At 64.4% G+C, this 26414-nt stretch carries 26 protein-coding genes; 14 read left to right on the top strand and 12 right to left on the bottom strand.

All coding sequences use genetic code 11. The features are described from left to right. Window positions 1–3 precede the first annotated feature (3 nt). The gene (locus ABIB80_RS14665; protein ID WP_354127772.1) at window positions 4–2196 is read left to right on the top strand and encodes a cation-translocating P-type ATPase; all 2193 of its coding nucleotides are present in this window, start codon (window positions 4–6) and stop codon (window positions 2194–2196) included. Beyond that, on the top strand, window positions 2196–2363 hold the full coding sequence (ccoS, locus tag ABIB80_RS14660) for a cbb3-type cytochrome oxidase assembly protein CcoS (protein ID WP_007594007.1): 168 nt from the start codon (window positions 2196–2198) through the stop codon (window positions 2361–2363). The genes ABIB80_RS14665 and ccoS overlap by 1 nt, the downstream gene beginning before the upstream one ends. Here ccoS and ABIB80_RS14655 read toward each other — a convergent pair. Then, window positions 2360–3562, bottom strand: coding sequence for an MFS transporter (locus tag ABIB80_RS14655; protein ID WP_354127771.1), 1203 nt, complete (start codon window positions 3560–3562; stop codon window positions 2360–2362). The genes ccoS and ABIB80_RS14655 overlap by 4 nt on opposite strands. 100 nt (window positions 3563–3662) lie before the next feature. Continuing rightward, complete coding sequence (locus tag ABIB80_RS14650) at window positions 3663–4145, bottom strand: cupin domain-containing protein (RefSeq protein WP_354127770.1); 483 nt, start codon at window positions 4143–4145, stop codon at window positions 3663–3665. Between the two features lie 242 nt (window positions 4146–4387). Between ABIB80_RS14650 and ABIB80_RS14645 the strand changes: the two genes are divergently transcribed. Both ABIB80_RS14645 and ABIB80_RS14640 read left to right on the top strand, forming a co-directional pair. After that, window positions 4388–4672: a hypothetical protein gene (locus ABIB80_RS14645; protein ID WP_007594003.1), complete on the top strand. Its 285-nt coding sequence runs from the start codon at window positions 4388–4390 to the stop codon at window positions 4670–4672. An 80-nt stretch (window positions 4673–4752) separates the two neighbouring features. Beyond that, window positions 4753–5469 (top strand): peroxiredoxin-like family protein, encoded by a 717-nt coding sequence (locus ABIB80_RS14640; RefSeq protein ID WP_354127769.1) that lies wholly within the window; start codon window positions 4753–4755, stop codon window positions 5467–5469. A gap of 24 nt (window positions 5470–5493) precedes the next feature. Here ABIB80_RS14640 and ABIB80_RS14635 read toward each other — a convergent pair whose 3' ends face one another. Beyond that, a complete protein-coding gene (locus ABIB80_RS14635; RefSeq protein ID WP_354127768.1) occupies window positions 5494–6381 on the bottom strand; it encodes a LysR family transcriptional regulator in 888 nt (295 codons plus the stop codon). A 177-nt stretch (window positions 6382–6558) separates the two neighbouring features. On the opposite strand from ABIB80_RS14635, the gene ABIB80_RS14630 reads away from it, so the two are divergent. The 3 genes from ABIB80_RS14630 (at window position 6559) to ABIB80_RS14620 (ending at window position 9634) form a co-directional block, all read left to right on the top strand. Beyond that, a complete protein-coding gene (locus tag ABIB80_RS14630; protein ID WP_088940931.1) occupies window positions 6559–7374 on the top strand; it encodes a 3-hydroxybutyrate dehydrogenase in 816 nt (271 codons plus the stop codon). A gap of 69 nt (window positions 7375–7443) precedes the next feature. After that, entirely contained in the window at window positions 7444–8589 is a 1146-nt protein-coding gene (locus ABIB80_RS14625) for a patatin-like phospholipase family protein (RefSeq protein WP_354127767.1), read from the top strand. A 94-nt stretch (window positions 8590–8683) separates the two neighbouring features. Beyond that, entirely contained in the window at window positions 8684–9634 is a 951-nt protein-coding gene (locus ABIB80_RS14620) for an oxygenase MpaB family protein (RefSeq protein ID WP_354127766.1), read from the top strand. 143 nt (window positions 9635–9777) lie between these two features. Here the strand turns inward: ABIB80_RS14620 and glgA are convergent, their stop codons facing one another. After that, on the bottom strand, window positions 9778–11193 hold the full coding sequence (gene glgA / locus ABIB80_RS14615; RefSeq protein ID WP_219682748.1) for a glycogen synthase GlgA: 1416 nt from the start codon (window positions 11191–11193) through the stop codon (window positions 9778–9780). A 195-nt stretch (window positions 11194–11388) separates the two neighbouring features. Here glgA and ABIB80_RS14610 point away from each other — a divergent pair, with 195 nt between their 5' ends. The 3 genes from ABIB80_RS14610 to ABIB80_RS14600 all read left to right on the top strand — a co-directional run bounded on the left by ABIB80_RS14610 (window position 11389) and on the right by ABIB80_RS14600 (window position 15034). Further along, entirely contained in the window at window positions 11389–12585 is a 1197-nt protein-coding gene (locus ABIB80_RS14610) for a CaiB/BaiF CoA transferase family protein (RefSeq protein WP_354127765.1), read from the top strand. 171 nt (window positions 12586–12756) lie between these two features. Then, window positions 12757–13824 carry an alcohol dehydrogenase gene (locus tag ABIB80_RS14605; protein WP_354127764.1) on the top strand — a complete coding sequence of 356 codons (1068 nt, stop codon included), beginning with the start codon at window positions 12757–12759 and terminating at the stop codon, window positions 13822–13824. Window positions 13825–13954: 130 nt separating this feature from the next. Continuing rightward, window positions 13955–15034: an isocitrate/isopropylmalate dehydrogenase family protein gene (locus ABIB80_RS14600; RefSeq protein WP_219682746.1), complete on the top strand. Its 1080-nt coding sequence runs from the start codon at window positions 13955–13957 to the stop codon at window positions 15032–15034. A 28-nt stretch (window positions 15035–15062) separates the two neighbouring features. On the opposite strand, the gene ABIB80_RS14595 is transcribed toward ABIB80_RS14600, so the two are convergent. The 5 genes from ABIB80_RS14595 to ABIB80_RS14575 form a co-directional block, all read right to left on the bottom strand. Then, window positions 15063–15344, bottom strand: coding sequence for a hypothetical protein (locus ABIB80_RS14595; protein WP_007593987.1), 282 nt, complete (start codon window positions 15342–15344; stop codon window positions 15063–15065). Window positions 15345–15532: 188 nt separating this feature from the next. Continuing rightward, window positions 15533–16354: an enoyl-CoA hydratase gene (locus ABIB80_RS14590; protein WP_354127763.1), complete on the bottom strand. Its 822-nt coding sequence runs from the start codon at window positions 16352–16354 to the stop codon at window positions 15533–15535. Between the two features lie 111 nt (window positions 16355–16465). Continuing rightward, a complete protein-coding gene (locus ABIB80_RS14585; RefSeq protein WP_354127762.1) occupies window positions 16466–17815 on the bottom strand; it encodes a L,D-transpeptidase family protein in 1350 nt (449 codons plus the stop codon). A gap of 374 nt (window positions 17816–18189) precedes the next feature. Beyond that, entirely contained in the window at window positions 18190–18561 is a 372-nt protein-coding gene (locus ABIB80_RS14580) for a helix-turn-helix domain-containing protein (RefSeq protein WP_026233304.1), read from the bottom strand. A gap of 29 nt (window positions 18562–18590) precedes the next feature. Next, window positions 18591–19637 (bottom strand): LysR family transcriptional regulator, encoded by a 1047-nt coding sequence (locus tag ABIB80_RS14575; protein WP_354127761.1) that lies wholly within the window; start codon window positions 19635–19637, stop codon window positions 18591–18593. A 490-nt stretch (window positions 19638–20127) separates the two neighbouring features. Here ABIB80_RS14575 and ABIB80_RS14570 point away from each other — a divergent pair, with 490 nt between their 5' ends. After that, window positions 20128–20394, top strand: coding sequence for a hypothetical protein (locus ABIB80_RS14570; protein ID WP_007593979.1), 267 nt, complete (start codon window positions 20128–20130; stop codon window positions 20392–20394). A gap of 206 nt (window positions 20395–20600) precedes the next feature. Continuing rightward, window positions 20601–21332, top strand: coding sequence for a cytochrome c biogenesis CcdA family protein (locus tag ABIB80_RS14565; RefSeq protein ID WP_354127760.1), 732 nt, complete (start codon window positions 20601–20603; stop codon window positions 21330–21332). Here ABIB80_RS14565 and ABIB80_RS14560 read toward each other — a convergent pair. The 3 genes from ABIB80_RS14560 to ABIB80_RS14550 all read right to left on the bottom strand — a co-directional run bounded on the left by ABIB80_RS14560 (window position 21329) and on the right by ABIB80_RS14550 (window position 24623). Next, window positions 21329–22465, bottom strand: coding sequence for a mandelate racemase/muconate lactonizing enzyme family protein (locus ABIB80_RS14560; RefSeq protein WP_354127759.1), 1137 nt, complete (start codon window positions 22463–22465; stop codon window positions 21329–21331). The genes ABIB80_RS14565 and ABIB80_RS14560 overlap by 4 nt on opposite strands. Window positions 22466–22478: 13 nt before the next feature. After that, window positions 22479–23936, bottom strand: a complete 1458-nt coding sequence (locus ABIB80_RS14555; protein ID WP_007593972.1) for a sensor histidine kinase — start codon at window positions 23934–23936, stop codon at window positions 22479–22481. A 342-nt stretch (window positions 23937–24278) separates the two neighbouring features. Beyond that, window positions 24279–24623 (bottom strand): DUF1236 domain-containing protein, encoded by a 345-nt coding sequence (locus tag ABIB80_RS14550; protein ID WP_007593970.1) that lies wholly within the window; start codon window positions 24621–24623, stop codon window positions 24279–24281. 138 nt (window positions 24624–24761) lie between these two features. On the opposite strand from ABIB80_RS14550, the gene ABIB80_RS14545 reads away from it, so the two are divergent. Together ABIB80_RS14545 and ABIB80_RS14540 are read left to right on the top strand one after the other, a co-directional pair. Continuing rightward, a complete protein-coding gene (locus ABIB80_RS14545) occupies window positions 24762–24995 on the top strand; it encodes a hypothetical protein (RefSeq protein WP_219682739.1) in 234 nt (77 codons plus the stop codon). 359 nt (window positions 24996–25354) lie between these two features. Then, window positions 25355–26353, top strand: a complete 999-nt coding sequence (locus ABIB80_RS14540; protein WP_219682738.1) for a TRAP transporter substrate-binding protein — start codon at window positions 25355–25357, stop codon at window positions 26351–26353. The last annotated feature ends 61 nt before the right edge of the window (window positions 26354–26414 follow it).

The following is a 26414-nucleotide window of genomic DNA, read 5'->3' as shown; positions in this document are numbered from 1 at the left end:
GCCATGCACGTCTCGCGCGACTTTTCGCATTACGTCCGGACTGCGGGGGAGGGCGTCCAGCACATCGATCTCGCGGTCGAGGGCGTTCACTGCGCCGGCTGCATGGCCAAGATCGAGCGCGGGCTGTCCGCGATTCCCGACGTCACGCTGGCGCGCGTGAACCTCACCGACCGGCGCGTTGCGCTGGAATGGAAGGCGGGCACGCTCGATCCGGCACGCTTCATCGATCGCCTCGAAGAGCTCGGCTACAAGGCCTATCCTTACGAGACCGAGAGCGCGGAGGCGACCGAGGTCGCCGAATCGCGCTTCCTGCTGCGTTGCCTCGGCGTCGCCGCGTTCGCCACCATGAACGTGATGATGCTGTCGATCCCGGTGTGGTCCGGCAACGTCTCGGACATGCTGCCGGAGCAGCGCGATTTCTTCCACTGGCTGTCGGCGCTGATCGCGCTGCCGGCGGCGGCCTATGCCGGCCAGCCGTTCTTCCGCTCGGCCTGGCGCGCGCTGTCGGCCAAGACCACCAACATGGACGTGCCGATCTCGATCGGCGTGACACTGGCGCTCGGCATGTCCGTGGTTGAGACCATCAACCACGCCGAGCACGCCTATTTCGACGCGGCGATCATGCTGCTCACTTTCCTCCTGGTCGGCCGCTTTCTCGACCAGAATATGCGGCGGCGGACCCGCGCGGTCGCAGGCAATCTCGCCGCGCTCAAGGCGGAGACCGCGGCCAAGTTCGTCGGGCCTGGCGAGATATCTCAAGTGCCGGTGGCCGCGATCTATCCCGGCGACATCGTGCTGCTGCGGCCCGGCGAGCGCTGCGCGGTCGACGGCACCGTGATCGAGGGCCGTTCCGAAATCGACCAGAGCCTGATCACCGGCGAGACGCTCTACGTCACGGCAGGCCAGGGCACGCCGGTCTATGCGGGATCGATGAACATCTCGGGCAGCTTGCGGGTGCGGGTCTCGGCGGCCTCCGAGGCGACGCTGCTCGCCGAGATCACGCGGCTGCTCGACAACGCGCTGCAGGCGCGCTCGCGCTACATGCGGCTCGCAGACCGCGCCTCGCGACTCTATGCGCCCGTGGTGCATGCCACCGCGCTCGTCACCATCCTCGGCTGGGTCATCGCGGGCGCCGGCTGGCATGATGCGATCGTGACCGGCGTCGCGGTGCTGATCATCACCTGTCCCTGCGCGCTCGGGCTCGCCATTCCGACGGTGCAGACGATCGCCTCGGGCGCAATGTTCAGATCGGGCGTACTGCTCAATTCGGGCGATGCCATCGAGCGTCTCGCAGAAGCCGATCACGTCATCTTCGACAAGACCGGGACGCTGACGCTGCCCGATCTCGACGTGATGAACGCCGCCGATATCCCCGCTGATGTCTTCGAGCTTGCCGGACGGCTCGCGCTGTCGAGCCATCATCCGGTCGCCGCCGCCGTCGCGCAGGCCTCCGACGCCAGATCGCCGATCGTCAGCGCGGTAGAGGAAGCCGGCCAGGGCGTGCGCGCTGTGGTCGATGGCATCGAGATTCGCCTTGGCCGTCCGTCCTTCTGCGGCGCCGAGACGCTGGTGTCCGACGTGACAAATCTCGATCCCGAAGCCTCCGTCGTGGCTTTCAGCAAGGGCGGCGATAAATTCATCCTCTCTGTGCGCCAGGGCCTCCGTCCCGATGCGCAGGCTGTGATCGCAGCGCTGAAGGCGCGCAATATCGGCATCGAGATTCTCTCCGGCGACCGTGAACCGGCGGTGATCGCGGCGGCCCACGCGCTGGGCATCTCGGAATGGCGCGCCGGGGTGACCCCAGCCGACAAGATCGCGCGGATCGAGGTCTTGAAGCAGAGGGGCATGAAGGTCCTGATGGTCGGCGACGGCATGAACGATGCGCCCTCGCTGGCGGCAGCGCACGTCTCGATGTCGCCGATCTCGGCCGCGCATTTGAGCCAGGCGACCGCCGATCTCGTCTTCCTCGGCCGGCCGCTGGCCCCGGTCGTCGCCGCCATCGACGCTTCGCGCAAGGCGCTGCACTTGATGCGGCAAAATCTCTGGCTTGCGATCGGCTACAATGTCCTCGCGGTGCCGGTGGCGATCAGCGGCGTCGTGACGCCCCTGATCGCGGCTGCCGCCATGAGCGGATCGTCGATCCTGGTGATGGTGAATTCGCTGCGCGCGCGCGGCGCCTCGCGGGAGATCGCGTGATGGAAATCCTGGTCATCCTGGTGCCGCTGGCGCTGATGCTCGGTCTCGCCGGTCTCGCCGCCTTCCTCTGGTCGCTCCGGAGCGGCCAGTACGACGATCTCGACGGCGCCGCCTGGCGCGCCATCGCCGACGACGAGCCGCCGCAGGAAGCGCCGGCCAAGCGCTAGCGCTTCAAGGCGAGCGTCAGCAGGGCCGCGACCGCGAGCGCCAGGCCCACCCCGGCCACGCAGGCATGCCAGCCATACGCGTCGAACAGCCGGCCGAGGACGGCGGTGCCGATGAGCCCGCCGCAGAAATAGCAGGCGAGATAGGTGCCGCTGGCGATGCCGCGGTTTTCAGCCGCAGCCTGTCCGACGAATCCTGTCGCAGCCGCTTGCGCGGAAAAGGTGCCGATTCCGACCAGAACCATCCCGGCGAGGACCGCGCCCAGGTGTGGGGCCAGCATCAGCGGCAAGCCGATCCCGGCGGTCGCGAGCGAGCCCCAGATCGTCGGACGCGTTCCGAGGTGCGACGCCACTTTGCCGGCCAGCAACGTCGTGACCACCGAAGGCAGGAAGACGAAGTAAACGAAGCCGAGGTCCATCATGCCCAGCGACAGCGGTGGCCGAACCAGAACGAAATTGACGAATGTGAAAGTGCCGATGAATGCGAACAGGATGCAGAAGCCGATGCCGTAGGCGGCACGCAGCCGTGAATCCCGCCACTGCGCGATCGTCGCGCCAAGCGGCGACGCCTTCGGCGTCGTTGCACGCGTCGGCTGTACGCGCGCAATGGTGAAATAGACCAGTGCGGCGCCGGCCAGATTAAGGGCTGCAAAGAAATAGAAATTCCATGCCAGGCCAAGGCTATCGGCGATCGCGGCCGAGACCAGCCGGCCGACGAGATTGCTGGCGACGTTTCCCGTGATGTAGGCGGCAAAGGCGCCGCCGGAATCCATTGCGCTGCATTGCTCGCCGAGATGAGCCAATGTCAATGCGAAGGCGGATGCCATGCAGAGGCCCTGTGCCACCCGCAGGCCCGTGAAGATGGCAAGATTGGGCGCAGTCGCCAGCAGGCTCGTCGGAATCGCGAGCAGGGTCAGGCTGAGCAGGATGCCGATCCGCCTGTCGATGTGCGGGCTGAGAAAGCCGACGACGAGGCCTGCGACGGCCATGCCGAACGTGCTGGCGTTGACCGCCAGGCTCATCGCCGCTGGTGCGACACCGTAGTGACGTGTCAGCGAAGGCAGGATTGCCTGTGTCGCGAACAGGTCGACGACGGTGAGGAAGGCAGTGAGGCCGATCACGAGGGAGCGAAGCGCGAGACCTGGTGAATGCGCGTCCATCGTCATCGCGGTCGGTTTGATCGGCGCGGAAAGATCGGTCATGGCAGGCCTTCCTTGTGATGAATGTGGCGCCCGCATGCGGGGCAGCATGCGGATCCCGGGCGCCACATTCCGTCACGCGTGCGCTGGGGTCGCGCACCCGTTACATGTTGTGGTCGTGCGGGTCCTTGCGGACGTCGCCGACATAGAGAATGACCGTTTCCTTGCCGAGGTTCTTCCACCAGTGCGAGGTGCCGTAGACCTCGGGGCGGATGTCGCCGGCCTTGTGCACGATCGGATCGACGCAGTTGGACGCGTGTTCGACGATCTCGCCCTGCTGCACGAAGATCAGGGCAGGGCGGTCGTCATGGCTGTGCCAGGGCACGATGCCGCCGGGCTCGATGGTCAGCTTGCGGAAGCGCAGCTCGCGGCCTTCGATATGCGCCGGCTGTTTGCCGAGGTCGATGGCGCCGAGCGTGACGTCGGTGACGCCGACCGGCTTGTAGTCGACCATCTGCTGCGCGTTCGGCTTGATCTTGTCGGCCGGGCATTCGCCGGCGGAGACTGGCTGCGCCGAGAGTGTCAATACGCCGAGGATGGCAAGGCCGGGCCAGACCGCGCGCGACAAGGTGTGATGCTTGAACATCGGGACGTCTCCTGTGTTGGCCGCAACCGCAATGGTCGCCGGCTATGTCGGGACTTTCGTCGAAAGAGTGCTCGTTCTGAAATGCTCTTTCGCTCTCGCTGCGATAGACCGGCGCTATCGGGCCCGATACGCGCTCGCTATCGAACCGATTGGGGATCGGCATTTCCGCTTTCCCAGCGATTGGCGTTCGATGGCAGGGCGCCCGATTGGCGGGCGTTCACGTCAATCCGGAGAAGCATCTCATGACGACATTGTCCAAGACCTTGATTGCCACGGCTGCGTTCGCGGTCATCGCCACATCGGCCTTCTCGGAGGCCACATGGGACTTCAAGGCCGGCATGGCCTACATGTATGGCGGACCCGGCAAGATGTCGGCGATGGCCATGGCCCCGGCGGAGAAGAACCACGAGGCCATGATGAAGAGCGCCAAGAAGGTTCCCGACAACACCGTCTTCTTCATGGACAACGGATCGCTGTATTCCACCTCGGGGCGGTTGGACCCGACCGGCAATTTCTACGTGAACTGATCGCGTGCGCATGACGGCCGCCCCTTGCGGGCGGCCGGATCGGGCACCTAATATTCGTCCCCTGAACGCTGGAGCGCAAGATGACCTCTCTCTCGCCGGCCGATGCCGAGCGGCTCAAACTCGCCTTCCAGCGCTGCCGTGACATGGATGGCACGCTGAACGAGCAGCTCCGCGCCTATGCCGACGCCAGCCGCGACGTGTTCCCGGCCTATGGCGAGGCAGTCGATCATCTGGTGACCAGGTTGAATGGAAACGGCGGCGGCGACACCGCGCCGCGTCCGGGCGAGGCGATGCCGCCGTTCATGTTGCCGGACGAAAGCGGGCGTCTCGTCGCGCTGTCCTCGCTGCTGGAGAGCGGCCCGGTCGCCGTGATGTTCTTCCGCGGCCATTGGTGCCCCTATTGCCGGCTGAATGTTCGCGCGGTGGTCCAGGCGCTTGATCGCATCGAGTCCATGGGTGCGCGAATCGTCGCGGTCATGCCGGAGACGCAGGAATATACCCAGCAGCTCAAAGCGGAAGCTGATGCGCCATTTCCGATCCTGACCGACCTCGACAACGGCTATGCGCTGTCGCTCAATCTCGCGATCTGGCTAGGTGCCGAGATCCAGAGCCTGTTGTCCTACCAGGACATGGCGAAATTCCACGGCAATGATGGCTGGATGCTGCCGATCCCGGCCGTGTTTGTCGTTGGTCGCGACGGTCTCGTGAAAGCCCGCTTCGTCGATCCGGACTTCCGCAAGCGGATGGAGATCGATGATCTGCTTGAGGCGTTGGAAGGCGCGAGCAGGGAAGCCTAAAAGGGTCGGCAGCGAGCGTCGCCGCTAACCCGCAATCTCCCGCCAATCCGCACCGCGCAGCATGCGCATCACGGCGTTGGCCACCGCCGTACGCTGCCGGCCGGCCACCCCGTAGAGGCTGACGGTGCGACGGGCGTCCAGCCCGGCGACCGCAGCGCGCGTCAGCGTCTCCGGAACGGGCGAGGTGTGCGGCACCATGGCGATGCCGATGTCGGCCTCGACCAGCTCGATCAGGTCGCGCTCGTTCGAGATTTCGTGACCCTGTTCGACCGCGATGCCGTGCTCGCGCAGGCTCGCCGAGATACGGGCGGAATGCTCGCAAAACGTCCGGCTCAGCAGCTGCTCCGCGCGCAAATCGTCCAATTCGATGCGGCTGCGGCCTGCGAGCCGGTGTCCGTCGCTGACCACGAGCTCGAAGCTCTCGGTGAACAGCGGCCAGACATCGAGCCGCTCCCAGGCCTCGTCGATGTCGGCGGCAATCCCGAGCTCGGCCTCGCCCTTCTTCAGCAAGTCGGCCACTTCACGACTCGAGCCGCGCAGGAAGCGGAATTCGAGCCGGTTGAACTGCCGTTTGATCTGGTTGAGATGCGGGATGAGGAGCGAAAGATCGATCGAATGCGTCAGCGCGACGCGAAGCGCGCCGATCTCGCCGCTGCGGAAAGAGGAGGCCAGCGAGCGTGCGCCGGTGGCCGCATCAAAACACTGCTTCAGCAGCGGATGCATGCGCTGGCCGAGCTCGGTCAATTGTGCCGCAGGCCGTTCGCGGCGAAACAGATCGCCGCCGAGTTCGGCCTCGAGCTGCTTGATCGCGCGCGTCAGCGAAGGCTGCGTCACGTTGCAGTCCTCGGCGGCACGCGTGAAGTTCAAGAGCTGCGCCACCGCGAGGAAATAGCGGACCTGGTGCATTTCCATGGATCGGCTCTCCAGGAAGACTAGGCGGAGGCTAACCGATCGGGGCGGAGAATGACATCCCGGCCGCAATAGCGCACGGGCATGGTTTCGGAAGCCAACGGGCATTTCCGTCTAACCGGGCGATGCTTCACAGTCGGCTTAACACCAGTCGTCATGTCGGAGGATTTGCCAGTGAATATGTCCGTCAAGCCGCAGACGTCCGCCGCCCGGGCGCTCGCCGGCAAGGTTGCCCTGGTCACGGGCTCAACCAGTGGCATTGGCCTCGGTATCGCGCGGGCACTTGCCGCGGCCGGCGCCGACATCGTGCTGAACGGTCTTGGTGTGGCGGCCGAGCTCGATCGGACGCGCGAGCAGATCGCGACGGAGTTCGGCGTCAAGGCAAGCTTTTCGCCGGCCGACATGACCAGGCCGAATTCGATCGCCGAGATGATCACGGCGACGGTTGCGCAGGCCGGCCGGCTGGATATCTTGATCAACAATGCCGGCATCCAGCACGTTGCGCCGCTGGAGCAGTTTCCGGTCGAGAAATGGGACCAGATCCTCGCGATCAATCTGTCGTCGGCCTTCCACACCACGCGGCTCGCGCTGCCCGCAATGCGACAGAACGGGTTCGGGCGGATCATCAACATCGCCTCCGCGCACGGCCTGGTCGGCTCACCGTTCAAGGCGGCCTATGTCGCGGCCAAGCACGGCATCGTCGGGCTCACCAAGGTGACTGCGCTGGAGACAGCAGAAGAGGGCATCACCTGCAACGCGATCTGTCCCGGGTATGTCTATACGCCGCTGGTCGAGGCGCAGATCGACGGACAGGCCAAGGCGCACGGGATCTCGCGCGACCAGGTGATCCGCGACGTGCTGCTGGCGCAACAGCCGAACAAGCGCTTCTCGACCGTCGAGGAGCTCGGTGCGCTCAGCGTATTCCTGTCGACCGACGCGGCGGCCACGATCACCGGGATTGCGTTGCCCGTCGACGGAGGCTGGACCGCGCATTGAAGGCGAGCGCGTAACAAAACATCGCGAGGAACGAACATGGCAAGGATACGGGCTCTCAGGGAGCAGGATATGAACGGCGTAAAGCGCGATACCAGCGTGTCGAAGGATCTGCCCGGCCAGGTGGTGCTGGTGCTTCAGGGCGGCGGTGCGCTCGGGTCCTATCAGGCCGGGGTGTACCAGGCGCTGCACGAGGCCGGCATCGAGCCGGACTGGATCATCGGCACCTCGATCGGCGCCATCAATGCCTTCCTTATTGCGGGCAACGCGCCCGACCAGCGGCTGCAGCGCCTGAAGGAGTTCTGGAAACGAATGGAGCAGAATCCGGTCTGGAATCTGCGCACCGCGTTTCCCGACTTCAACGAAAAGCTCGCCTATTGGTCGACCGTGACCCACGGCATTCCCGGCTTCTTCCGTCCGAATCCATTGGCGCATGCGGGCGATTCCTATCCGCTGGGAGCCGATCACGCCGGCTTCTATTCGACGGCCCCGCTGGAGCGGACGCTGCTCGAGCTCGTCGATTTCGGCCGGATCAATCGCTGTGCGCCACGGTTGACGGTCGGCGCCGCTCACGTCCGCAACAGCCAGATGCGCTATTTCGACAGCCGCGACGGTGAGCTGACGGTGAAGCATGTCATGGCGTCAGGCGCGCTGCCGCCGGCGTTTCCGGCCGTGCGGATCGATGGCGAGCTCTATTGGGACGGCGGTATTTTGTCGAACACGCCGACCGAGGCGGTCTTTGATGATAATCCGCGTAAAAATTCGCTGATCTTCGCCGTGCATTTGTGGAATCCCGTCGGCGCCGAGCCAACCACGATGGCGGAGGTCTTGAACCGGCACAAGGACGTGCAGTATTCCAGCCGCATCGCGAGCCAGATCACGCGCCAGCAGCAAGCCCATCGCCTGCGCCATGTCATCAACCAGCTCGCCGCGCGACTGCCCGAGAGCGAGCGCAGCGATCCGGCGGTTCGTGAATTGGCGAGCTATGGTTGCCCGACACGCATGCATGTCGTGCGCCTGCTTGCGCCGCAGCTCGATCGCGAGAACCACACCAAGGATATCGACTTCAGTCCGTCCGGCATCATGCGGCGCTGGGATGCCGGCTATTCGCACACAAAGTCCGTGCTGGAGCGAAGGCCCTGGGTTGGCGAGTTCGATCCGCTTGCGGGCGTGGTGCTGCACGAACATATGGACGTCATGCCGATTGCGGCGGAGTGAGGGCTCGGTCCGTCATTGTTTCTCGCAGTGACGATTTCACGGGAAGGCCGTCCGGGTTATTGTCGCCCGCTGTCTTCGTCGCGAGGCCTTGCAATTGGTCGCTGAGAGAGATCTGGAATCTGCCCTCGATCAGGTTCGTGCTGATATGGCGGGACCGGTTGCTGGTGTGTTCGGCCCTGACACGATGACCTGGCAGATCGACCGCGAGGCCGTGATCTTTCTCGGCGCCGGTCGTGCGCTGTTGCTGCAGCTGGCGCATCCCTGGGTCGCTGCTGCCATCGCCGAGCATTCGAAAACCTTGGCCGATCCGATCGGACGATTTCATCGCACCTTCGACATCGTCTTTGCCATGGTGTTCGGCTCGCTCGACCGCGCGCTGTTGTCGTCGCGGCAACTGCACCGGCGCCACAGCATGATCGTCGGCGAGATGCCGGAGACCGTCGGTCCGTTCGCGGCAGGCTCGCGCTACTGTGCCAACGACATCCCGTCGCTGCGCTGGGTTCATGCCACGCTGGTCGAGACCGCGCTGATGTCGCATGATCTGGTTTTGCCGCCGCTTTCGGCGGAGGAACGCGAACGCTACTGGGCCGAGAGTCGGTTGTTCGGTGCCCTGTTCGGGTTGACGGCACACGATCTGCCCGCGGACTGGTCAGGCTTTGCGGCCTACACCGCGGCAATGACGCACTCGGATACGCTGACTGTCAGTCCGGCGGCGCGCGAGATCGCCGCGCAAATCTTTGGTGGCGCGCGCCCGTGGTTGCGTCCGCCGCGCTGGTATCGCGCGCTCACGGCAAGCCTGCTGCCGGAACGCCTGGGTGTGGGATTTGGGTTCGAGCTTGATGAGCGCGAGAAGAGGTCAGCCGACAACGCGCTGCAATGGATCCGACGCGTCTACCCGAAGTTGCCGGATCGCTTGCGCTATGTCGGTCCCTACCAGGAAGCGCAGGCGAGGCTGCGCGGCGAGCTGCAGCCGGACTGGATGACGCGGTGCCTTAACCGTGCCTGGATCGGACGGTCGCAGATGGATCAGCGCCGGAAGGGGTGAAGTCCTCCGCCGTTGCCACAAACCACCGTCATTGCGAGGAGCCCTTGCGACGAAGCAATCCAGGCTGCTGCCACGGAAACAGTCTGGATTGCTTCGCTACGCTCGCAAGGACGGAGCGCGAAGGACACGCCGTCGCCGCGCGCTCACACCGCCGCCAGCTTCCGGTACAGCGCGTTGTAGCTGCCGGCCGGGATGCTCCAGGAGAACGACCGTCCCATCGCGCTGCGACGCATGGTGTCGAGCTGGTCCTGTGCCACGAAGGCGGAGAACGCCCGGCGGACGCCGCCGAGGAAGGACTCGTGCGAGGGTTTTGAGAACAGGAAGCCGGTTTCGCCGTCGGTAATGGTCTCGGCGAGGCCGCCGGTCTGGTGGCCGATCGGCAGCGAGCCGAAGCGCTGGGCGTACATCTGGCTGAGCCCGCAGGGCTCGAAGCGTGACGGCATCAATGTGAAATCGCTGCCGGCGAAGATGCGGCGCGCCTGGGCCTCGTTGAAGCCGATCACGACCCCGATCGCGTCAGGGCGCCGGCGATGCGCGTCGATCAGCGCCTGCTCGAGCGCCGGCTCCCCGGAGCCGGTGACCACGATCTGCCCGCCGGCATCGACGATCTCGTCGGCCGCCGCCAGCACGAGATCGATGCCCTTCTGGTGCACCAGCCGGGCGACGATGCCGAACATCGGGCCGCGCGACACCGCAAGCCCGAACTGCTTGCGCACATAGTCCGCATTGGCCTTCTTGCCTATCCAGTCGCCGGCGCCGAACTGCTGGGCAAGCTGGGCGCAGGAACGCGGGTCCCAGCTCTCGTCGATGCCGTTGAGGATGCCGGTGAGCTCGGCCGCGTCGGAGCGGACTCGAAGCAGGCCTTCGAGACCGCAGCCGAATTCATCCGTGGTGATCTCCCGCGCATAGGTGCCGCTGACTGTCGTGAGATGCGAGGCGTAGACCAGCCCGGCCTTGAGGAAGGAGAGCTGGTCGTAGAACTCGACGCCGTCGATATGGAAGGAGCTCTCCGGTGCGCCGATCCGCCGCAGCGAGTCCTTCGGGAAGAGGCCCTGATAGGCGAGGTTATGAATGGTCAGGATCGACGGCAGCTTGGAGCCGCGCCAAGCGAGGTAGGCCGGCACGAGCGAAGCCTGCCAGTCATTGGCATGGATCAGGTCTGCTGCCCAATCCTTGTCCAGCGTGCCCATCGCGAGCTCAGCGGCGGCCGAGGCAAAGCGAGCGAAACGGATGTCGTTGTCGGGCCAGTCGCGCCCGGACTCGTCGCCATAGGGGTTGCCGGGCCGGTCGTAGAGTTGCGAACACAACAACACATAGACCGGCAGACCGTCCTTGGTCGCGGCGCGGCCGAGCGAGCAGGCCGGCATCTCCGCGAACGCCGGACAGCGGCCAACGATCTGAATATGCGTGAGTTGTTCGATGATGTCGCGATAGCCAGGCAACATGACCCGGATGTCGGCGAAAGGACGGAGGGCTCGGGGGAGTGCAGCGGAAACGGCTCCAAGTCCGCCGACGCGGACAAAGTCGTCCATTTCTGTCGTAACGAACAAGACCCTCAAGAACTGCTGCCCTCTGCCGGAGCCCGATTGCTGCTATGCAAGAACGGGTCCAGTTGCCCCGGAATTCCCAAAGCCGCCCGCGAGACGTGTCTGTTCGGTAAAGACTTTCCTACTCAGCCGCCGCCCTCTAGGGTCGGCGCACCAACAACAGAGAACTTCGATAAGTTCCTAAGTGACTCAAGGACGCAAGCAGGCATGCAGCTATCAGATAAGCATGAGGGGACCACGACAAAGGCCTTCGCCGGCCTCCGTGTCCTGGATTTTTCGACCACCATCGCCGGTCCCCATTGCGCGCGGATGCTCGCCGACATGGGCGCCGAGGTCATCAAGATCGAGACCGACGGCGGCGAGACGATGCGGACCCGGCCGCCGCTGCGCAAGGGCTGCAGCACCGTGTTCGGCCAGCTCAACGTCGGCAAGAAGAGCGTCGTGCTCGACCTCAAGTCCGAGGACGGCAAGGAGGCGGTCCGCCGGCTGGCCGCGACTGCTGACATCCTGGTCGAGAACTTTCGCCCCGGCGTGATGCATCGGCTGCGGCTCGACTATGACAGAATACGCACCGTCAATCCGAAGCTGATCTACTGCTCGATCTCCGGCTACGGCCAGAGCGGCCCGTCGGCCGAGCTGCCGGCCTATGCGCCGGTGATCCATGCAGCCTCCGGTTACGACATGGCGCATCTCGCCTACCAGCCCGGCCGCAGCCGCCCGGATTATTGCGGCATCTACCATGCCGACGTCGTCACCGGCACCTACGGGTTTGGCGCGATCGCGTCGGCGCTCTACCAGCGCACCTTGACTGGGCTCGGCCAGCACATCGACGTTTCCATGCTGGAATCGATGCTGACGCTGACGCTGACGGAGTTGCAGAGTTCGCAATTCGCGGTGAAGCCGCCGCCGCGCCCGATGTTCGGGCCGACCGAGACGGCCAATGGCTATGTCATGATCACGGTCGCGAGCGAGAAGACGTTTCAGGGACTGATGGGCGTGATCGGCCGCCCCGACTGGATTTCCGATCCGCGCTTCGCCGCCTACGCGGCGCGCCGCGATCATTGGGCCGACTTGATGGACGGTGTCGAGGCCTGGTCGCGGCAGCTCTCGACCGATGTCTGTCTTGTCGCGCTAGGTGCGGCCGGCGTGCCGGCCTCGGCCTACCGCACTGTGTCCGAAGCACTGGCCGATCCGCAGCTCGCGCACCGTGAGGCGCTCTCGTCTGTTGAGGATGAAGGCGGTTCGTTCCAGGTCCTCAATCTGCCGTTCCGGATGACCGGTGCCGACACGACACCGGGCACGACGATGGCCGTGCTTGGAGAGCACACGGACCGGCTGCGCGCGGAGATCGGGCTCATCGACGGTGGACCAATTCCGTCGGGCAAAACAGCCGTGCAAGGCTGACGATAAGGCTGACGGCAGTCTGACAGGCAGCATCCTGCAGCAAGCAATCCGGCTTTGCGCGTGGCCGGCTTGCCATCATCCGTCAGCCTCAACTAGACAGGTCCGAGTTTGTCTCGTCCTGTCGCCCATGCCATGGTGGCGACGACAAGAAAAGTATCCGGGAGGACGCCAATGAAAAGTTTCAAGGTCGCCGACTTCAAGGCGCCGCTGCAGGAGTTCGACGAGGCGACGCCGCAGCCGTCCGGCACGCAGGTGCTGATCAAGGTAAAGGCCGCCGGCGTCTGCCATAGCGACCTTCACATCTGGGAAGGCGGCTACGATCTCGGCCACGGCCGCAAGCCGCTCTCGCTGAAGGACCGCGGCATCAATTTGCCGCTGACCATGGGGCACGAGACGGTCGGCGAGGTCCTCGCCTTCGGCCCGGACGTGAAGTCGTCGGACCAGGGCGACGTGAAGATCGGCGATGTCGGGCTGGTCTATCCCTGGATCGGTTGCGGCAAATGCGCGACCTGTCTCGCCGGTGACGAGAACATGTGCCTGACGCCGCGCTCGCTCGGCGTCTATTGCGACGGCGGCTATTCCGACCACATGCTGGTGCCGCATCCGCGCTATTTGCTCAATCTGAGAGGCCTCGATCCCGCGTCGGCCGCACCCTACGCCTGCTCGGGCGTCACGACCTATAGCGCGCTGAAGAAGCTCGAGCAGCACTTCGACACGCCGATCGTGATGTTCGGTGCCGGCGGACTTGGCCTGATGGCACTGTCGCTGCTGAAGGCGATGGGCGGCAAGGGCGCGATCATGGTCGACATCGACGCGAAGAAGCGCGAAGCCGCGGAGCAAGCCGGCGCGCTCGCGACCGTCGATCCCAAGACGCCCGACGCGCTGGAGCAGCTTGCCAAGAAAGCCGGTGGTCCCATCCGCGCCGTGCTCGATCTCGTCGGCAACGCCGCCACCACCCAACTCGGCTTCGACTGCCTGACGAAGGGCGGCAAGCTCGTGCTCGTCGGCCTGTTCGGCGGCGGCGCGACCTGGGCGCTGCCGCTGATTCCGATCAAGGCGGTGACGATCCAGGGCAGCTATGTCGGCAATTTGCGCGAGACGCAGGAGTTGCTCGACCTCGTGCGAGCGAAGAACATAGCGCCGATCCCCGTGACGCGGCAGCCGCTCGCCAAGGCCAACGACGCGCTGGTGCAGCTGCAGCAGGGCGCGGTGGTTGGCCGCACGGTGCTGACGCCGTAGCCTCGGTCTATCCTCCGTCATTGCGAGCGCAGCGAAGCAGTCCAGAATCCCTCCGCGGAACAGTCTGGATTGCTTCGTCGCAAGAGCTCCTCGCAATGACGAGTCTCTCTCTCCTTCATTCGGAAGCCCCATGTCCGCAAATAACGCCTTCCACATTGCCGTGCTCGCCGGTGACGGCATCGGTCCCGAAGTCATGGCGCCGGCCATCGAAGTCCTGCGCAAGATCGAGACGAAATCCGGCCTGAGCTTCCGCTTCACCGAGGCGCCGGCGGGCGCCAATCATTATCTCGCCACCGGCAAGTCGATGCCCGACACCACGATCAAGCTGTGCGAGGATGCGGACGCGATCCTGCTCGGCGCCTGCGGTCTGCCGTCGGTGCGCTACCCTGACAACACCGAGATCGCGCCGCAGATCGAGCTGCGCTTCATCTTCGATCTCTATGCCGGTGTGCGCCCGGCGCGGCTCATTCCGGGCGTACCGAGCCCGATCGTCGGCGCCGACCAGCGCGGCATCGATCTCGTCGTGATCAGGGAGTCTACCGAAGGCCTGTTCGCCTCGATGGGCAAGGGCGTCGTCACCCATGAGGAGGCGCGCGAGACCATGGTGATCACGCGCAAGACATCCGAGCGCCTGTTCGAGTTCTCGTTTCGCCTCGCCGAACGGCGCAAGGCGCGCGGCAAGCCCGGCGCGCTCGCCTGCGTCGACAAGGCGAACGTGTTCAAGGCCTTTGCGTTCTTCCGCGGCATCTTCGACGACATCGCCAAGCGTCATCCGGAGGTGAAGACCGACCGGCTCTATGTCGATGCCTGCTCGGCGATGCTGGTGAAGCGTCCCTGGGATTTCGACGTGATGGTGATGGAGAACATGTTCGGCGACATCGTCTCCGACATCACCGCGAGCCTGATCGGCGGCCTCGGCATGGCGCCGTCGGCAGACATCGGCGACAAATACGCCGTGTTCCAGCCGTGCCACGGCACCGCGCCCGACATCATGGGGCAGGGCAAGGCCAATCCCACCGGGATGATCCTGTCGGCCGCGATGATGCTGGACTGGCTCGCCGACAAGCACGGCGTCGAGGGCGCGGCTGAGGCCGGCGAACAAATTGAGCGCGCCGTGGACAAGGTCTATGCCGGCGGCCTGAAGCCGATGGAATTCGGCGGCAGCAACGGCACCGCCGACATCACGAAGGCGGTGCTCGCGGCTTTGTAGGAAGAGAGGCCTCGCGGCCCCTTGCAGTTCACCAGCGACGCCAGTGGCGATGGCCCCAGCCCCACGGACGGCCGCCGTAGAAGCGTCGCGGGCCGCCGTAAAAGCCGTAGGCGCCATAATAGTTCGGACGCCAGAAGCAGCGACCCCAGGGGTTGCAGACCCAGCGCACCTGATCGACGTCGGCTGCCGGGCCGCTCGCGATACGGTCGGCCTGCGGAATGCCGTTCGGCATCGCTGCGAGCGCCTGTCCTGATGCGAGCGTTGCGCCGCCCAGGGCAGCCAGACCAACAACAGCAAATTTGAGTTTCATCGCAATCTCCCTCGTTTGATGGCGAGAGAACTTCCAGCAAATCAGCTGGTTGCTATGGTGTTGCAGCGGCGTGGGAATTTAATCTTCGTGAATGCATGTTCACGTTGGCGGCCGTCATCGCGAAGAGCCAAGCGACGAAGAGGCAGAGGCACTCTGGATTGTTTTCATTTTGCTCGCTGACGACGGAATCACCGTCCCTGGAACTGCGGCTTGCGCTTCTCCATGAAGGCCTGCCGGCCCTCGCGAAAATCCGCGCTGTCCATGCAGGCCGTGCCGGCCGCCTTGATCGCGTCCATGTCGCGCCCGCTTTCGTCCTTCAACACTTGCGCGATGGTGAGCTTGGCAGCCTTGATCGCGAGCGGCGCATTTTGCGAGATCGTCTCGGCGATGGCCATGGTCTCGCCCCAGAGCTGATCCTCCGGAACCACGCGCTCGACCAACCCGATGCGCAGCGCTTCCGACGCATCGATGCGCATGCCCGTATACATCAGGAGCCGGGCCCAGGACGGGCCAACCAGCGACACCAGGTGCTTCAAGCCGTCATAGCCATAGGCGATGCCGAGCTTCGCCGCGGGAATGCCGAACTGGCTGCCATGGGAGGCAATGCGGATGTCCGCGAGCATCGCCACTTGCATGCCGCCGCCGAGACAAAAGCCCTGGATGCAGGCAATGGTCGGCTTGGGATAATCGGCGAGCAGCGCGCGCTGGGCGGCGCTGCGTTTGCCATATTCCTCGGAAGCGGCGGCGTTATGGCGTGCCTTCTCGAACTGGCTGATGTCGGCGCCCGACACGAACGCCTTGCCGCCGCCGCCGCGCAGGATCACGACGCGCACGGCAGCGTCATCGCGTAAGGTTGTCAGCGCCTCGCCAAATCCCTCCCACATCTCCAGCGACATCGCATTGCGCTTGTCGGGATTGTTGAAGGTGATCACGCCGACGCCACCGGCTATGTGCTTGAGGATCTTGCCGTCGGCGTAAGGAATTTCGGTCGTGCTGGACATGTCGGACATCGCGCTCGCTTTCGTTGGCGAAGCGCAATGTTCGGCCGGGGCGAGGCCAGGGTCAACCGCGGCAACGGAGGTGGCTGTGCAGCCGCCTGTGCCGCGATTGCATGGCGCGATCTATCTCGTCATATGCGCGGTCAGCGGATGGCTGCCGGCATTGCTGAAGAAGGCCGCCTCTTCGGCGGTCGCCTCCAGCAGCTGCTCGTCCTGGCTATAGACGTCGTTGCGGAACTGGACGGTCTGGTCCTTGGTCATCCACGCCGTGAGATAGATCCAGGCCACCGGCACTTTCTTCACCATGGCGACGTCGAGATGCTGGCCGCTGGCGATTTCCGCGTCGATCGCGGCGCGGCTCCATTTCGGCTGGTCCTTCAACAGCCACGCGGCGAGATCGCGCACATTGTCGACGCGCGAGCAGCCATGGGAATCGAAGCGGTAATCATCGCTGAACAGATTGCGCTGGTTGGTGTCGTGCATGTAGACCGAATAGGAATTCGGCATGTCGATCTTGACCGCGCCGAGCGCGTTGAACGTGCCGTTGTGCTGGCGCACGGTGAAATTCGGCGTATGCGTGCCCGACCAGTCAACCGAATTCGGATCGATCGGATTGTCGTGGGCGTCGAGCACCTCCATGTGCATGCGCGACAGATAGGTAGGATCCTTGCGCATATGCGCGGAGATCTCGGTCTTGGCGATCGAGGAAGGCACCGTCCAGGTCGGATTGAGGACGACGCTGCTGATCTGGGCCGTCAGCGTCGGCGAGGGCTTTTCGGTCTTGCCGACGATCACGCGATAACGCCTTACCACGACGTCGTTCTCGACCGCTTCGGCGAAGGCGGCGGGGATGTTGACCACGACATAGCGCTGGCCGAAGCCGAAATTCATGTTCTCGAGCCGCTGCAGCGAAGCCTCCAGCTGCCGGATGCGCGTCTGCACCGGCACGTTCATCGCCGCGATCGTGCGTGGCGTCATCGTTCCGGTCGGTGCGAGGCCGTGGCGGGCCTGGAAGCGTTTCACGGCATCGGCGAGATCCTGGTCGAAGGCGCCGCTTGCCCTGTCGGCGGCAAGGTCGCCGGAGACGATCAGCCGCTTGCGCAGGAGATCGTCATTGGCGCCCTGGGCGCCGGGCGCGAATTTGGCGTCTACCGGGATCGCCGGCCAGCCGCCGCGTACGGCCAGATCGGAATAGCTCAGCGCCGCATCCTTGATGCGCTGGGCGGATCCTTCGTCATAGGTCGGCTCATGCGTCAGCGCGAGCGCCGCCGCCGAGCGGCTCTCTGCCGTCGAAGCGGACGCCGGCGCGGCAGTTTTCGGGGCGGCTGCGTGGGCCGGATTGGCGGCTGCCGGCACCGTGCCAGCCGCAGTCGCCGGCCTGGGCCCGGCCTGCCCAATGGTCTCGGTCTGCGCAAGCGCGGAGGCGCTCGCAAGCATGCCGACGGCAATGATCATCGCATGGCGTTTCGACATGTGTCCCATATTCCCCATGAGAGCGAGGCCCGGACGGGCGATCGCGTCGGAAATTCCGGTGGTCGTGCTGATTCGAGAAATCGGCGAGAGGCTAGCGCCTCCCGGTTGCGGCTCCCTTAAGCACGGCGCATCACGAGCCCCGCACGTCGGACGGCGGTCTCTGGATTGAGTCGCGACAGGGCCGGAATCGGTTCGCGAAAACCGCGGGCGACGGCGGGAAAAATGGTCAACAAAAAGGGGCGGTGATGCCGCCCCGAGAAGTCTGCGCGAGCGCGCGGGCCGGATAGATCTCGTCCGGGTCTCGTCCAATCCAGCCGCGTCCCCGTGACGCGGCGGATTGAACATCGGGCGGAAAGGCGCGAACGCCGATCGGCTCAGGCTTCGTTCGCCGCGATCGATTCCATCAGAGAGACGAGCTGACGCTGCACCGTCTGGTCCTTGATCTTGCTGTAGGCGCGCAGCAGGCGGAGGCTGAAGGCCGAGTCCAGGAAGAGCAGGCTCTCGACTTCGCGCGCCTTGTTGTCGCCGTCATAGAAGAAGGTCACCGGCACATCGAGGGCGGTGGCGATCTGCTGAAGCCGGGCCGCGCCGACGCGATTGACGCCCTTCTCGTACTTCTGGACCTGCTGGAAACTGACGCCGAGCTTCTCGCCGAGCTCCGCCTGCGAGACCTTCATCTCGACGCGCCGCAGACGGATTCGCTTGCCCAACTCAATGTCCGGCTTGCCGGCACTGCGCTGCTTCATTCTCTTCGCCGCTGTCTTCATCTTTTTTCTCATCGGTCTTCGGTTGAAAACCCCCCGAAGAGGTGGGTCAGGGGTTCGCCCATATACTCGTCCTTGAATTCATGCGGGTGCACGAACTCTTCCTTAAACCACGGGAAACGCGCCGGATTGAAGGCTTCGATCAGCCAGTCAATCATGTGCCGCACTCGCGGAATCCGGCCGCTACCAGCGTGGTAGGACAACCAGATATCCAGCGATCTGTTCAGCTCGACCTCCAGTGGAATCAACTTCCCGCCAAGCGCAACGGCGTAGCTCGGGAATACGCCAATTCCGGCACCATTCGCGACCGCCCAGTAATTGGCGCTTGAGACGTTGGTCTTCATGACCAGAAGGTCACGCTCCGGAACGCCGGGGAAGAAGCTCTCGAAAGTTTGCTTGGCGTCGAGCTGGTCGGCGAACTGCAGCACCAGGCGGTGCCTGATCAACTCCATCGCCGAACGCGGCGCGCCATGTTTTGAAATGTATTTCTCGGAGGCCCAGAACATCAGATGCATGCGGCCGAGGCGCACCAGCTTGACGTCGAGTGCGGAGGGCCGCGACAGGTGAATGGCGACATCGGCCTCATGGCGAGAGACGTCGGCCGAGCGCATCGCGCAGTGCAGGTCGACCAGGATCTTCGGAAAGGCCTGCTGGAATTCGACCAGTCGCGGGGCGAGCCAGAATGTGCCCAGTCCCTCGGTGACGGCGACGCGGACCTCGCCGGACAGGGCGTTCGCCGTCGAATCGCTGGTGCGCAGCACGTCGAACGCGGCCGCCTCCATTTGCTCGACGGCGGAGACCACCAGCGCGCCTTCGTCGGTCAGATGAGTGCCGTGGACGTCGCGGGTGAACAGGGTGGTGCCGGTCTGGCGTTCGAAATCATCGATCCGGCGGCGGACGGCATTGATCGACAGCGACAGGCGCTCGGCCGCCGAACGGAAACTTCCGCATCGGACGACTTCCAGGAAAATGCGCGCCGCATCCCAGTCCGAGAGGCCGCTGATGTTTGTCTTTGGGCGTTCCTGCAGTGGAACGCCCCTTTCCGCCAAGGAGTGCATACAAGTCCCTTCGGGTCGCTAAACTGGCAGAATCTGGCGCAAACCACAACCACTGCGGGTTGGGGAACGACGAGTTTTGAACGTCATCCTTACTACGCCGCAGGTGGTATTCGGGTGCTGCCAGGGCTGGGAACAAGGGCTGGGAATCGGGCAAACCATCGCCCGTATGAGGGGTGTGGCGTGAGTTCCGTTGTGAGCCGTGACATGGCTGCGGGATCGTCGGCGCTGTCCGCGATGAACGTCCATGGGCGAGAGCCGGCGCCGCGTTCCGCGATGGATCAATTGCAGCACGCCAGGCGTTTTACGACTGAGCGTTTCGACGACGGTCGGCGGGGCGACGCGATACGCGCGGGAACCGCGGTTTCAAGGCAGAAACACACTGAAATCATGTTCGGGGGCGCAGCGGCCTCGTGTTATCCTCAACGCTCCATGGGGGCCAAAAGGGTCGTCACAACCACGTCTCACAGGCCGAATTAGCGGAAAGAACGCCGTGTCGCATTCAGACGAACAGTTGCAGTCGGTGCTGGAAACGCTCGAAGAGTGCCGCAGGGTGCTCAACGAGAGCAACAGCCGCGAGTCGGCCGAGCTGCTGTCCATTGTCATCCTGGACGTGCGGATGAAACTCAAAGGAATTGATAGTGCCGATCTCAAGGCACTGTGCGACGAAATGCTGCGGACGGCCACGAACGAACCGCAGCCCCCCTCCAAGCAGACGCAGGACCAGCCCCGGCGTCCGCTGCTCCGCGTGGTGAAGTAGCCGCGCCGCCGAGTTTCGCTTTTTGGCGAGATTTGTGCGTGTCCCGGTGCCGCATCTGTGATCACAGACGGCACCGGGAGGAGCCCTGGTTTTGTGCGCCTCTGTTGCGCATTCGCTGGCATCGGCTACACCAGAGCCGGTTCGGCTCCGGGCCGCGCGCATTCCCCGCGCGCCGCACCGGCGCCTGAGATGGCTCCGACTGCATCATGCAAAACGTTTCGATCCCGGCGGCGCTGATTGCCGGCCTCGTCAGCTTCCTCTCCCCTTGCGTCCTGCCGCTGGTTCCGCCCTACCTGATCTATCTGACGGGCGCGACGATCGAGCATGTCGAAAGCGAAGAGCCCGCATCGGCCTCCAAGCGCGCCATCATGATGTCGGCGCTCCTGTTCGTGCTCGGCTTCTCCACGGTGTTCGTGGCGCTCGGCGCCAGCGCCTCGCTGATCGGCGGCCTGATCCGCGCCTGGTCGGCCGAACTCTCGATCCTCGCCGGCATCGTTATCATCGTCATGGGCCTGCACTTCCTCGGCCTGACGCGCATCGGCCTGTTGATGCGCGAGGGACGCTTGACCGCGCCCAAGCCCGTTGGCCTCTGGGGCGCTTATGTGATGGGGCTGGCCTTTGCCTTTGGCTGGACGCCCTGCATCGGCCCGATCCTCGCCGCGATCCTCTCGGTCGCCGCGGCCGAAGCCACGGTGACGAAGGGTGCCGGCCTGCTCGCGGTCTATTCGGCCGGCCTCGGCATTCCCTTCCTGATCGCTGCCCTGATGATCGAGCAATTTTCCACCCTGTTCGCGCGCATGAAGGGCCATCTCGTCAATGTCGAGCGCGCCATGGGCGTCCTGATGGTGATTACCGGCATTGGATTCCTCACCGGCGCGGTCTCGAACGTGAGCATCTGGCTGCTGGAGACGTTTCCGGCGTTGCAGACGATCGGCTAGGCCTCCGCCGCAAAGCGCGCCAGCGCCTCGCGGTCGATCTCGATGCCGAGGCCAGGCCCCTCGGGCACCCGCACGACGCCTCTCTCATGCTCGATCGGTTCCTTCAAAATCGCCTGCCGGATCGGATGTTCGGTGCGGTCGAATTCAAGCATCGGCTCGAGCGAGGACAGCGAAGTCGGCGTGTGCGACGGCAGCACGGCGAGGAGCTGAAGCGAGGCCGCGATCGCGATGCCGGTGCCCCAGACATGCGGATTGTAGCGGATGCCGAACGCCTCGCTCATGTCGGCGATCTTCTTGCATTCACTCAAACCACCTGCCGCGCAGGTGTCGGGCTGGGCGATGTCAAGTGCGTGCGAGACGAACAGCTCGCGAAAGCCGAAGCGCGTGAATTCGCACTCGCCGCCGGCGACCGGAATCGTGAGCGCGGATTTCACCGCGCGATAGCCCGCGACATCCTCCGGCGGCACCGGCTCCTCGAACCATCCGATGTCATGGCGCTCGATCAGGCGGCCGAGCCGGATCGCCGCGACCGCGTCATAGGCGTGGTTCGCATCGACCATCAGCGCGACATCGGCGCCGATCGCCTCGCGCACCGCGCGGGTGACTGCGGCATCCTCGGCGATGCCGAAACCGACCTTCAGCTTCACGGCGCGGAATCCTTCGGCGGCATAACCGGCCGCTTCCTCCGGCAGATAGGTCAGCGGATCGCCTGACTTGCGCCGGTAGAGACCGGTCGCATAGGCCACAACCTGCTTGCGCGCGGCACCGCCGAGAAGCTGATGCACGGGTACGCCAAAATGCTTGCCCTTGATGTCCCATAACGCGATGTCGATGCCGCTCATCCCCTGGATCACGACGCCCTTCTGGCCATGATCGCGCAAGCGCGCATAGACCATCTGCCACAGCACGTCGGTGCGCAACGGATCTTCGCCGATCAGCCATGGCTCGATGCTGCGAACCACCGCCGCCGTCATTCGTGCCGGGCCGTAGCATTCACCCCAGCCGACAAGGCCGTCGTCAGTCTCGATTTCGACCAGCATCGCGGTGCGCGTGTCGTACCAGGCGCGCGAATAGGCGAAGGGCTGCGACAGCTTTGCTTCGAGGATGTGCGTGCGAACGCTTGTGATCTTCATTGCCGGCCTCCGTTCATCGCGCCTCATCCAGCGCGCAAATCACCGTGCAGACCACGCCGCGCGGCAGGAAGTCGACCGTTGCCTCGCCGCCGAGCTGGTCGCGCGCGCTGCGTTCGATCAGGCGTGAGCCGAAGCCGCGTTGCACCGGCGCCGTCACCGGCGGTCCGCCGATCTCGGTCCAGATCAGGCGGAGCCGCGGCTTCGGCGCCTCAGCAACGACCTCCCACTCCAGCGTCACCCGGCCGGTCTCATTGGACAGCGCGCCGTACTTTGCAGCGTTGGTGGCGATCTCGTGCACGATCATCGACAGCACCACGGCGAGCCGCGGCGACAGCGGCACTGCGGGTCCGGCCATGCGGATGCGCTCTGGATTGTTCAGCAGGAACGGCTGGAGCGCGCGGGTGATCACGTCCCGCAGCTCGGAGCCCGCCCATTTTTCCTGGCTCAACAAATTGTGCGCTTCGGCCAGCGCGCCGAGCCGCCCCTCGAACTTCGTCCGCTCGTCCCGGCTGGCGCTGCGGAAGGTCTGCACCGCGATCGCCTGCATCAAGGCGAGCGTGTTCTTGACGCGATGGTTGAGCTCGTCGATCAGGAGATCGTGCAGCATCTCGCCGCGCGCGATCGTGGTCGCCATCCTGACCGCGAAGGTCAGGCCGGTCAGCAGCAGGATGCCGCCGATAAAACTGGTGATCGCGATGTTGCGCCAGAGCGGCGCGATCAGCGAGCTCTCGGCGACGCCGGCCACGATGGTCCAGCCAGTGAGCCGCGACCTCGTATAGACGGTGGACAACGCAACACCATCGAGCGAAACGGTCGAGAGTGCGGCCTCCGGTGTGCGCAATATACTCTCATACAGCGTGCCGGTAGCCCGTTTGCCGAACGTCTCCGTAGGGTTCGGCGTGCGCGCGAACACGAAAGCCTTGGTGTCGAGCAAGGAAACCGTCCAGTTCTGGTCGGGCCGTTGCTTCTCGACCAGGTCCTGAAAGGTGCTGACCGGCGGACTGAAGCAGAGGTCGTAGATCACTTCGCCATCGCGGAGCACCGGAACCTCGACCGTAAGCACCTGTCGGCCGTTGATCGCGCCGGTGAACAGGTCGGAATATTGCGGCGACCTGGTCGCAAACACCTTCTCGATGATCTCGAGATGACCGCGCGGCGGCAGGCTTGCGGTGTCCTCGGTCGCGGAGGAAAACAACAGCCGGCCTTTGCGATCGGAGATCAGCACCAGGCCGCCCTTGCCATATTGGTCGACGAAGCCGAGGGCCATGCGGCGGAAGCTCTGGAAGTCGTCATTGCGCAGCGAATTGGTCAGCGCAAGCACTTGCAGGCCGCCGGTCATCCGCTGCACCTCGGAGTCCAGCACGAGGCGCATGCTGCGCACGTTCTCCAGCACGCGGCGGGTCGCGTCGTTGCGGTCCTGCTTGTAATTGTAGACGGCAATACCGACCGCGAAGACGATCAGCGGCAACATCGTTCCCGTGACCAGAAGAGCGAGCCGGACCGGCAAAGTGAGCTTTGACAAACGCGGGCGTCCCGGTTCCAGCGCAAGGGAGCGCCGGATTTATGATTTTGGGAGACCATAGGGGCGGGATTTGCGCCGCGCCATAATTTTCGCGTCCGGACGAGCCGCCCAGAAGATTTTGCATCGCAGTCGGCGGCTGTGCCTCAGCTCATGCTGATTGCGGTTAGTAGCAGGCACATGGCGTACACGGCCGCCAGGCTGAGCCCGGCGATCCGGGCCTCTCGATGCGATCTCATAACGTCAACTCCCAGAGAGGGAGGCCGCCTTCAAGGCGGCCCCCTTACACCTGGATCAATCAATTTCCTGAACGACCGTACGCGAGCCGGGATCGACGAGCATCACGCGATCGCCGGAGTAGACGTAGCGATACTTCGTGAGGGACGGGCCCCAGTCGGCCGGAACGGCCTCGAGCTCGACGTCGCTCGGCACCTTCGCGCCGACGATAATCTTCTCCTTCGTCGTGACCGGGCGAATGCGATGCTCGGTGACGTAGGATTTGATCCTGGTCCGGTATTGCGGCTCGATCTGAACGGCCGCCGCGTGACCGGTTCCGGTCGTCGTTACGACGGTCGATTGCGCGAAAGCACCGGTCGAAATCAGGACCGCGGCGGCGGAAAGCAGGAACAACTTCTTCATCTCGTTCTCCTCATTCGAATATGCGCCGCAACAACCCCTCATCGCCGACAGCGTTCCCGGCTCTGGGAACCAATTGCCATTTTTTCCCGTTTGTAGATGACCGGGCTGAACGGCTCGGGTTCTGGAGGAGGACGACCAATGAAGTTGAAGATAGTAACTGCAGCACTGATGCTTGCCGCGTTTTCCCTGCCGGCGTTCGCTGCCGACGAGTTCTATGTCGTGCAGGACGTCAAGACCAAGAAGTGCACGATCGTCGACAAGAAGCCGACGGACACGTCCATGACCGTCGTCAGCCCGTCGGGCACGATCTACAAGTCGCGCACCGAGGCTGAAAGCGGCATGAAGACCGTCAAGGTCTGCACGTCGAACTGAGGAGGATGACAAATGCCAGTTCTGATTCTCTGGGCCGTTCCTGCCGTGCTGGTGATCGGCGGCGGCATCTATCTGATCGGCCATTTGCATTAAAGCACAGTAGAAGGCGAGCGGATCTGTGCGTGCAGCGCACAGGTCCGCAAGCCTGTCTCCCCTCAGCCTGCCACGCGTCGCCAGGAGCGCAAGTTGCAGTGCAACAGTTCGCGCGAAGAGTGGCCCTGCGACGAAGAGGACCTCCCGCGCACGCGAAATGACTTCCGTCCCGCCGACGTTTTCCATACGCTTCCCACTCGCAAGCCGCATACCGGCTGCGCTCACGGCCCGGCGACGGGGCCGGAGCATCAAAGGGAGGGGAGACGATGAAGCGAAGATCATTTCTCGCTGGGCTCGGTGCGACCACTGCGGCGGCCGCGATTGGCATGCCGTCAATCGTCAGGGCACAGTCGCCGATCACGCTGAACGGCGCGGTCCAGTTCAACGACGACCACGCCTTCAACCGGGCCCTGCTCCGGTTCGAAGAGCTGGTGAAGAAGTATTACGGCAAGCCAGTCAACTTCACGCTGCACAGGAATTCCTCGCTTGGCCTCGAAAAGCAGTATTTCGAGTACATGTCGCAGGGCAAAGCCGTCGATTACGGCATCGTCTCGCCGGCTCACATGTCGACCTTCGCCAAGGCGGCTCCGTTCATCGACGCGCCCTTCGTGTTCAAGGGCATCGAACACATGAACAAGGTCGTCGAAGCCAATATCCTGGCGCCGATCGCTGACGAAGTCGCGGCCAAGGCCGAGGTCGTTCTGATCGGCTATTCCGGCGGTGGCATCCGCAATATCTTCGCCAACAAGCCGCTCAAGACTCTTGCCGATCTTAGGGGACTCAAGGTGCGCGTACAGGGCGCGCCGATCTGGTCCAAGACCTTTGCGGCCGTGGGCATGAGCCCGACGGTGATCGCCTATAACGAAATCTACAACGCGATCCAGAACGGCGTGATAGCGGCCGGCGAGAACGAGGCGGCCGGCGTCGAGGCGATGAAGTTCTACGAAGTGGCCCCACATCTCAACCTGACCCAGCACGCCGTGTCGATCCGGCCGATCTGCTTCTCGGTGAAGACGCTGAAGACCCTGCCGAAGGATTTGCAGGACGCGATCATGAAGGCCGGCAAGGAGGCCGGCGACTACGGCCGTCAGCTGGAGTCGAGCGAAGAGGTCGTCAAGCTCGACACGCTGGAAAAGGCTGGCAAGCTCAAGCGCGTTCCCTTCGAAGAGCGCGACGCCATGAAGAAGCTCGCCGATCCCGTGATGGCCACCTACGCCAAGGAAATCGGCGCGGAAGGCATTTTCGAGAAGATCAACGTCGTCTGAGAACTGTCGCCGCCCACGCGACAGCGGGGCAAGCCAGACGGCTTGCCCCATTGCGTGATTG

Origin of the sequence: Bradyrhizobium sp. i1.15.2 (genome assembly GCF_040548425.1) — a bacterium.
Classification (GTDB): Bacteria; Pseudomonadota; Alphaproteobacteria; order Rhizobiales; family Xanthobacteraceae; genus Bradyrhizobium; species Bradyrhizobium canariense.
This window is presented reverse-complemented; position numbering and strand designations above follow the sequence as displayed.

What these genes read in the sequence shown, in the direction of transcription:
- ABIB80_RS14540 (WP_219682738.1), top strand. Translation starts at nt 25,355, where the DNA reads ATGAAGCGAAGATCATTTCTCGCTGGGCTCGGTGCGACCACTGCGGCG.
- ABIB80_RS14630 (WP_088940931.1), top strand. Translation starts at nt 6,559, where the DNA reads ATGTCCGTCAAGCCGCAGACGTCCGCCGCCCGGGCGCTCGCCGGCAAG.
- ABIB80_RS14605 (WP_354127764.1), top strand. Translation starts at nt 12,757, where the DNA reads ATGAAAAGTTTCAAGGTCGCCGACTTCAAGGCGCCGCTGCAGGAGTTC.
- ABIB80_RS14610 (WP_354127765.1), top strand. Translation starts at nt 11,389, where the DNA reads ATGCAGCTATCAGATAAGCATGAGGGGACCACGACAAAGGCCTTCGCC.
- ABIB80_RS14565 (WP_354127760.1), top strand. Translation starts at nt 20,601, where the DNA reads ATGCAAAACGTTTCGATCCCGGCGGCGCTGATTGCCGGCCTCGTCAGC.
- ABIB80_RS14590 (WP_354127763.1), bottom strand. Translation starts at nt 16,354, where the DNA reads ATGTCCGACATGTCCAGCACGACCGAAATTCCTTACGCCGACGGCAAG.
- ABIB80_RS14665 (WP_354127772.1), top strand. Translation starts at nt 4, where the DNA reads ATGCACGTCTCGCGCGACTTTTCGCATTACGTCCGGACTGCGGGGGAG.
- ABIB80_RS14545 (WP_219682739.1), top strand. Translation starts at nt 24,762, where the DNA reads ATGAAGTTGAAGATAGTAACTGCAGCACTGATGCTTGCCGCGTTTTCC.
- ABIB80_RS14645 (WP_007594003.1), top strand. Translation starts at nt 4,388, where the DNA reads ATGACGACATTGTCCAAGACCTTGATTGCCACGGCTGCGTTCGCGGTC.
- ABIB80_RS14625 (WP_354127767.1), top strand. Translation starts at nt 7,444, where the DNA reads ATGAACGGCGTAAAGCGCGATACCAGCGTGTCGAAGGATCTGCCCGGC.
- ABIB80_RS14655 (WP_354127771.1), bottom strand. Translation starts at nt 3,562, where the DNA reads ATGACCGATCTTTCCGCGCCGATCAAACCGACCGCGATGACGATGGAC.
- ABIB80_RS14640 (WP_354127769.1), top strand. Translation starts at nt 4,753, where the DNA reads ATGACCTCTCTCTCGCCGGCCGATGCCGAGCGGCTCAAACTCGCCTTC.
- ABIB80_RS14595 (WP_007593987.1), bottom strand. Translation starts at nt 15,344, where the DNA reads ATGAAACTCAAATTTGCTGTTGTTGGTCTGGCTGCCCTGGGCGGCGCA.
- ABIB80_RS14555 (WP_007593972.1), bottom strand. Translation starts at nt 23,936, where the DNA reads ATGTTGCCGCTGATCGTCTTCGCGGTCGGTATTGCCGTCTACAATTAC.
- ccoS (WP_007594007.1), top strand. Translation starts at nt 2,196, where the DNA reads ATGGAAATCCTGGTCATCCTGGTGCCGCTGGCGCTGATGCTCGGTCTC.
- ABIB80_RS14550 (WP_007593970.1), bottom strand. Translation starts at nt 24,623, where the DNA reads ATGAAGAAGTTGTTCCTGCTTTCCGCCGCCGCGGTCCTGATTTCGACC.
- ABIB80_RS14600 (WP_219682746.1), top strand. Translation starts at nt 13,955, where the DNA reads ATGTCCGCAAATAACGCCTTCCACATTGCCGTGCTCGCCGGTGACGGC.
- ABIB80_RS14585 (WP_354127762.1), bottom strand. Translation starts at nt 17,815, where the DNA reads ATGTCGAAACGCCATGCGATGATCATTGCCGTCGGCATGCTTGCGAGC.
- ABIB80_RS14635 (WP_354127768.1), bottom strand. Translation starts at nt 6,381, where the DNA reads ATGGAAATGCACCAGGTCCGCTATTTCCTCGCGGTGGCGCAGCTCTTG.
- ABIB80_RS14575 (WP_354127761.1), bottom strand. Translation starts at nt 19,637, where the DNA reads ATGCACTCCTTGGCGGAAAGGGGCGTTCCACTGCAGGAACGCCCAAAG.
- ABIB80_RS14580 (WP_026233304.1), bottom strand. Translation starts at nt 18,561, where the DNA reads ATGAAGCAGCGCAGTGCCGGCAAGCCGGACATTGAGTTGGGCAAGCGA.
- ABIB80_RS14560 (WP_354127759.1), bottom strand. Translation starts at nt 22,465, where the DNA reads ATGAAGATCACAAGCGTTCGCACGCACATCCTCGAAGCAAAGCTGTCG.
- ABIB80_RS14650 (WP_354127770.1), bottom strand. Translation starts at nt 4,145, where the DNA reads ATGTTCAAGCATCACACCTTGTCGCGCGCGGTCTGGCCCGGCCTTGCC.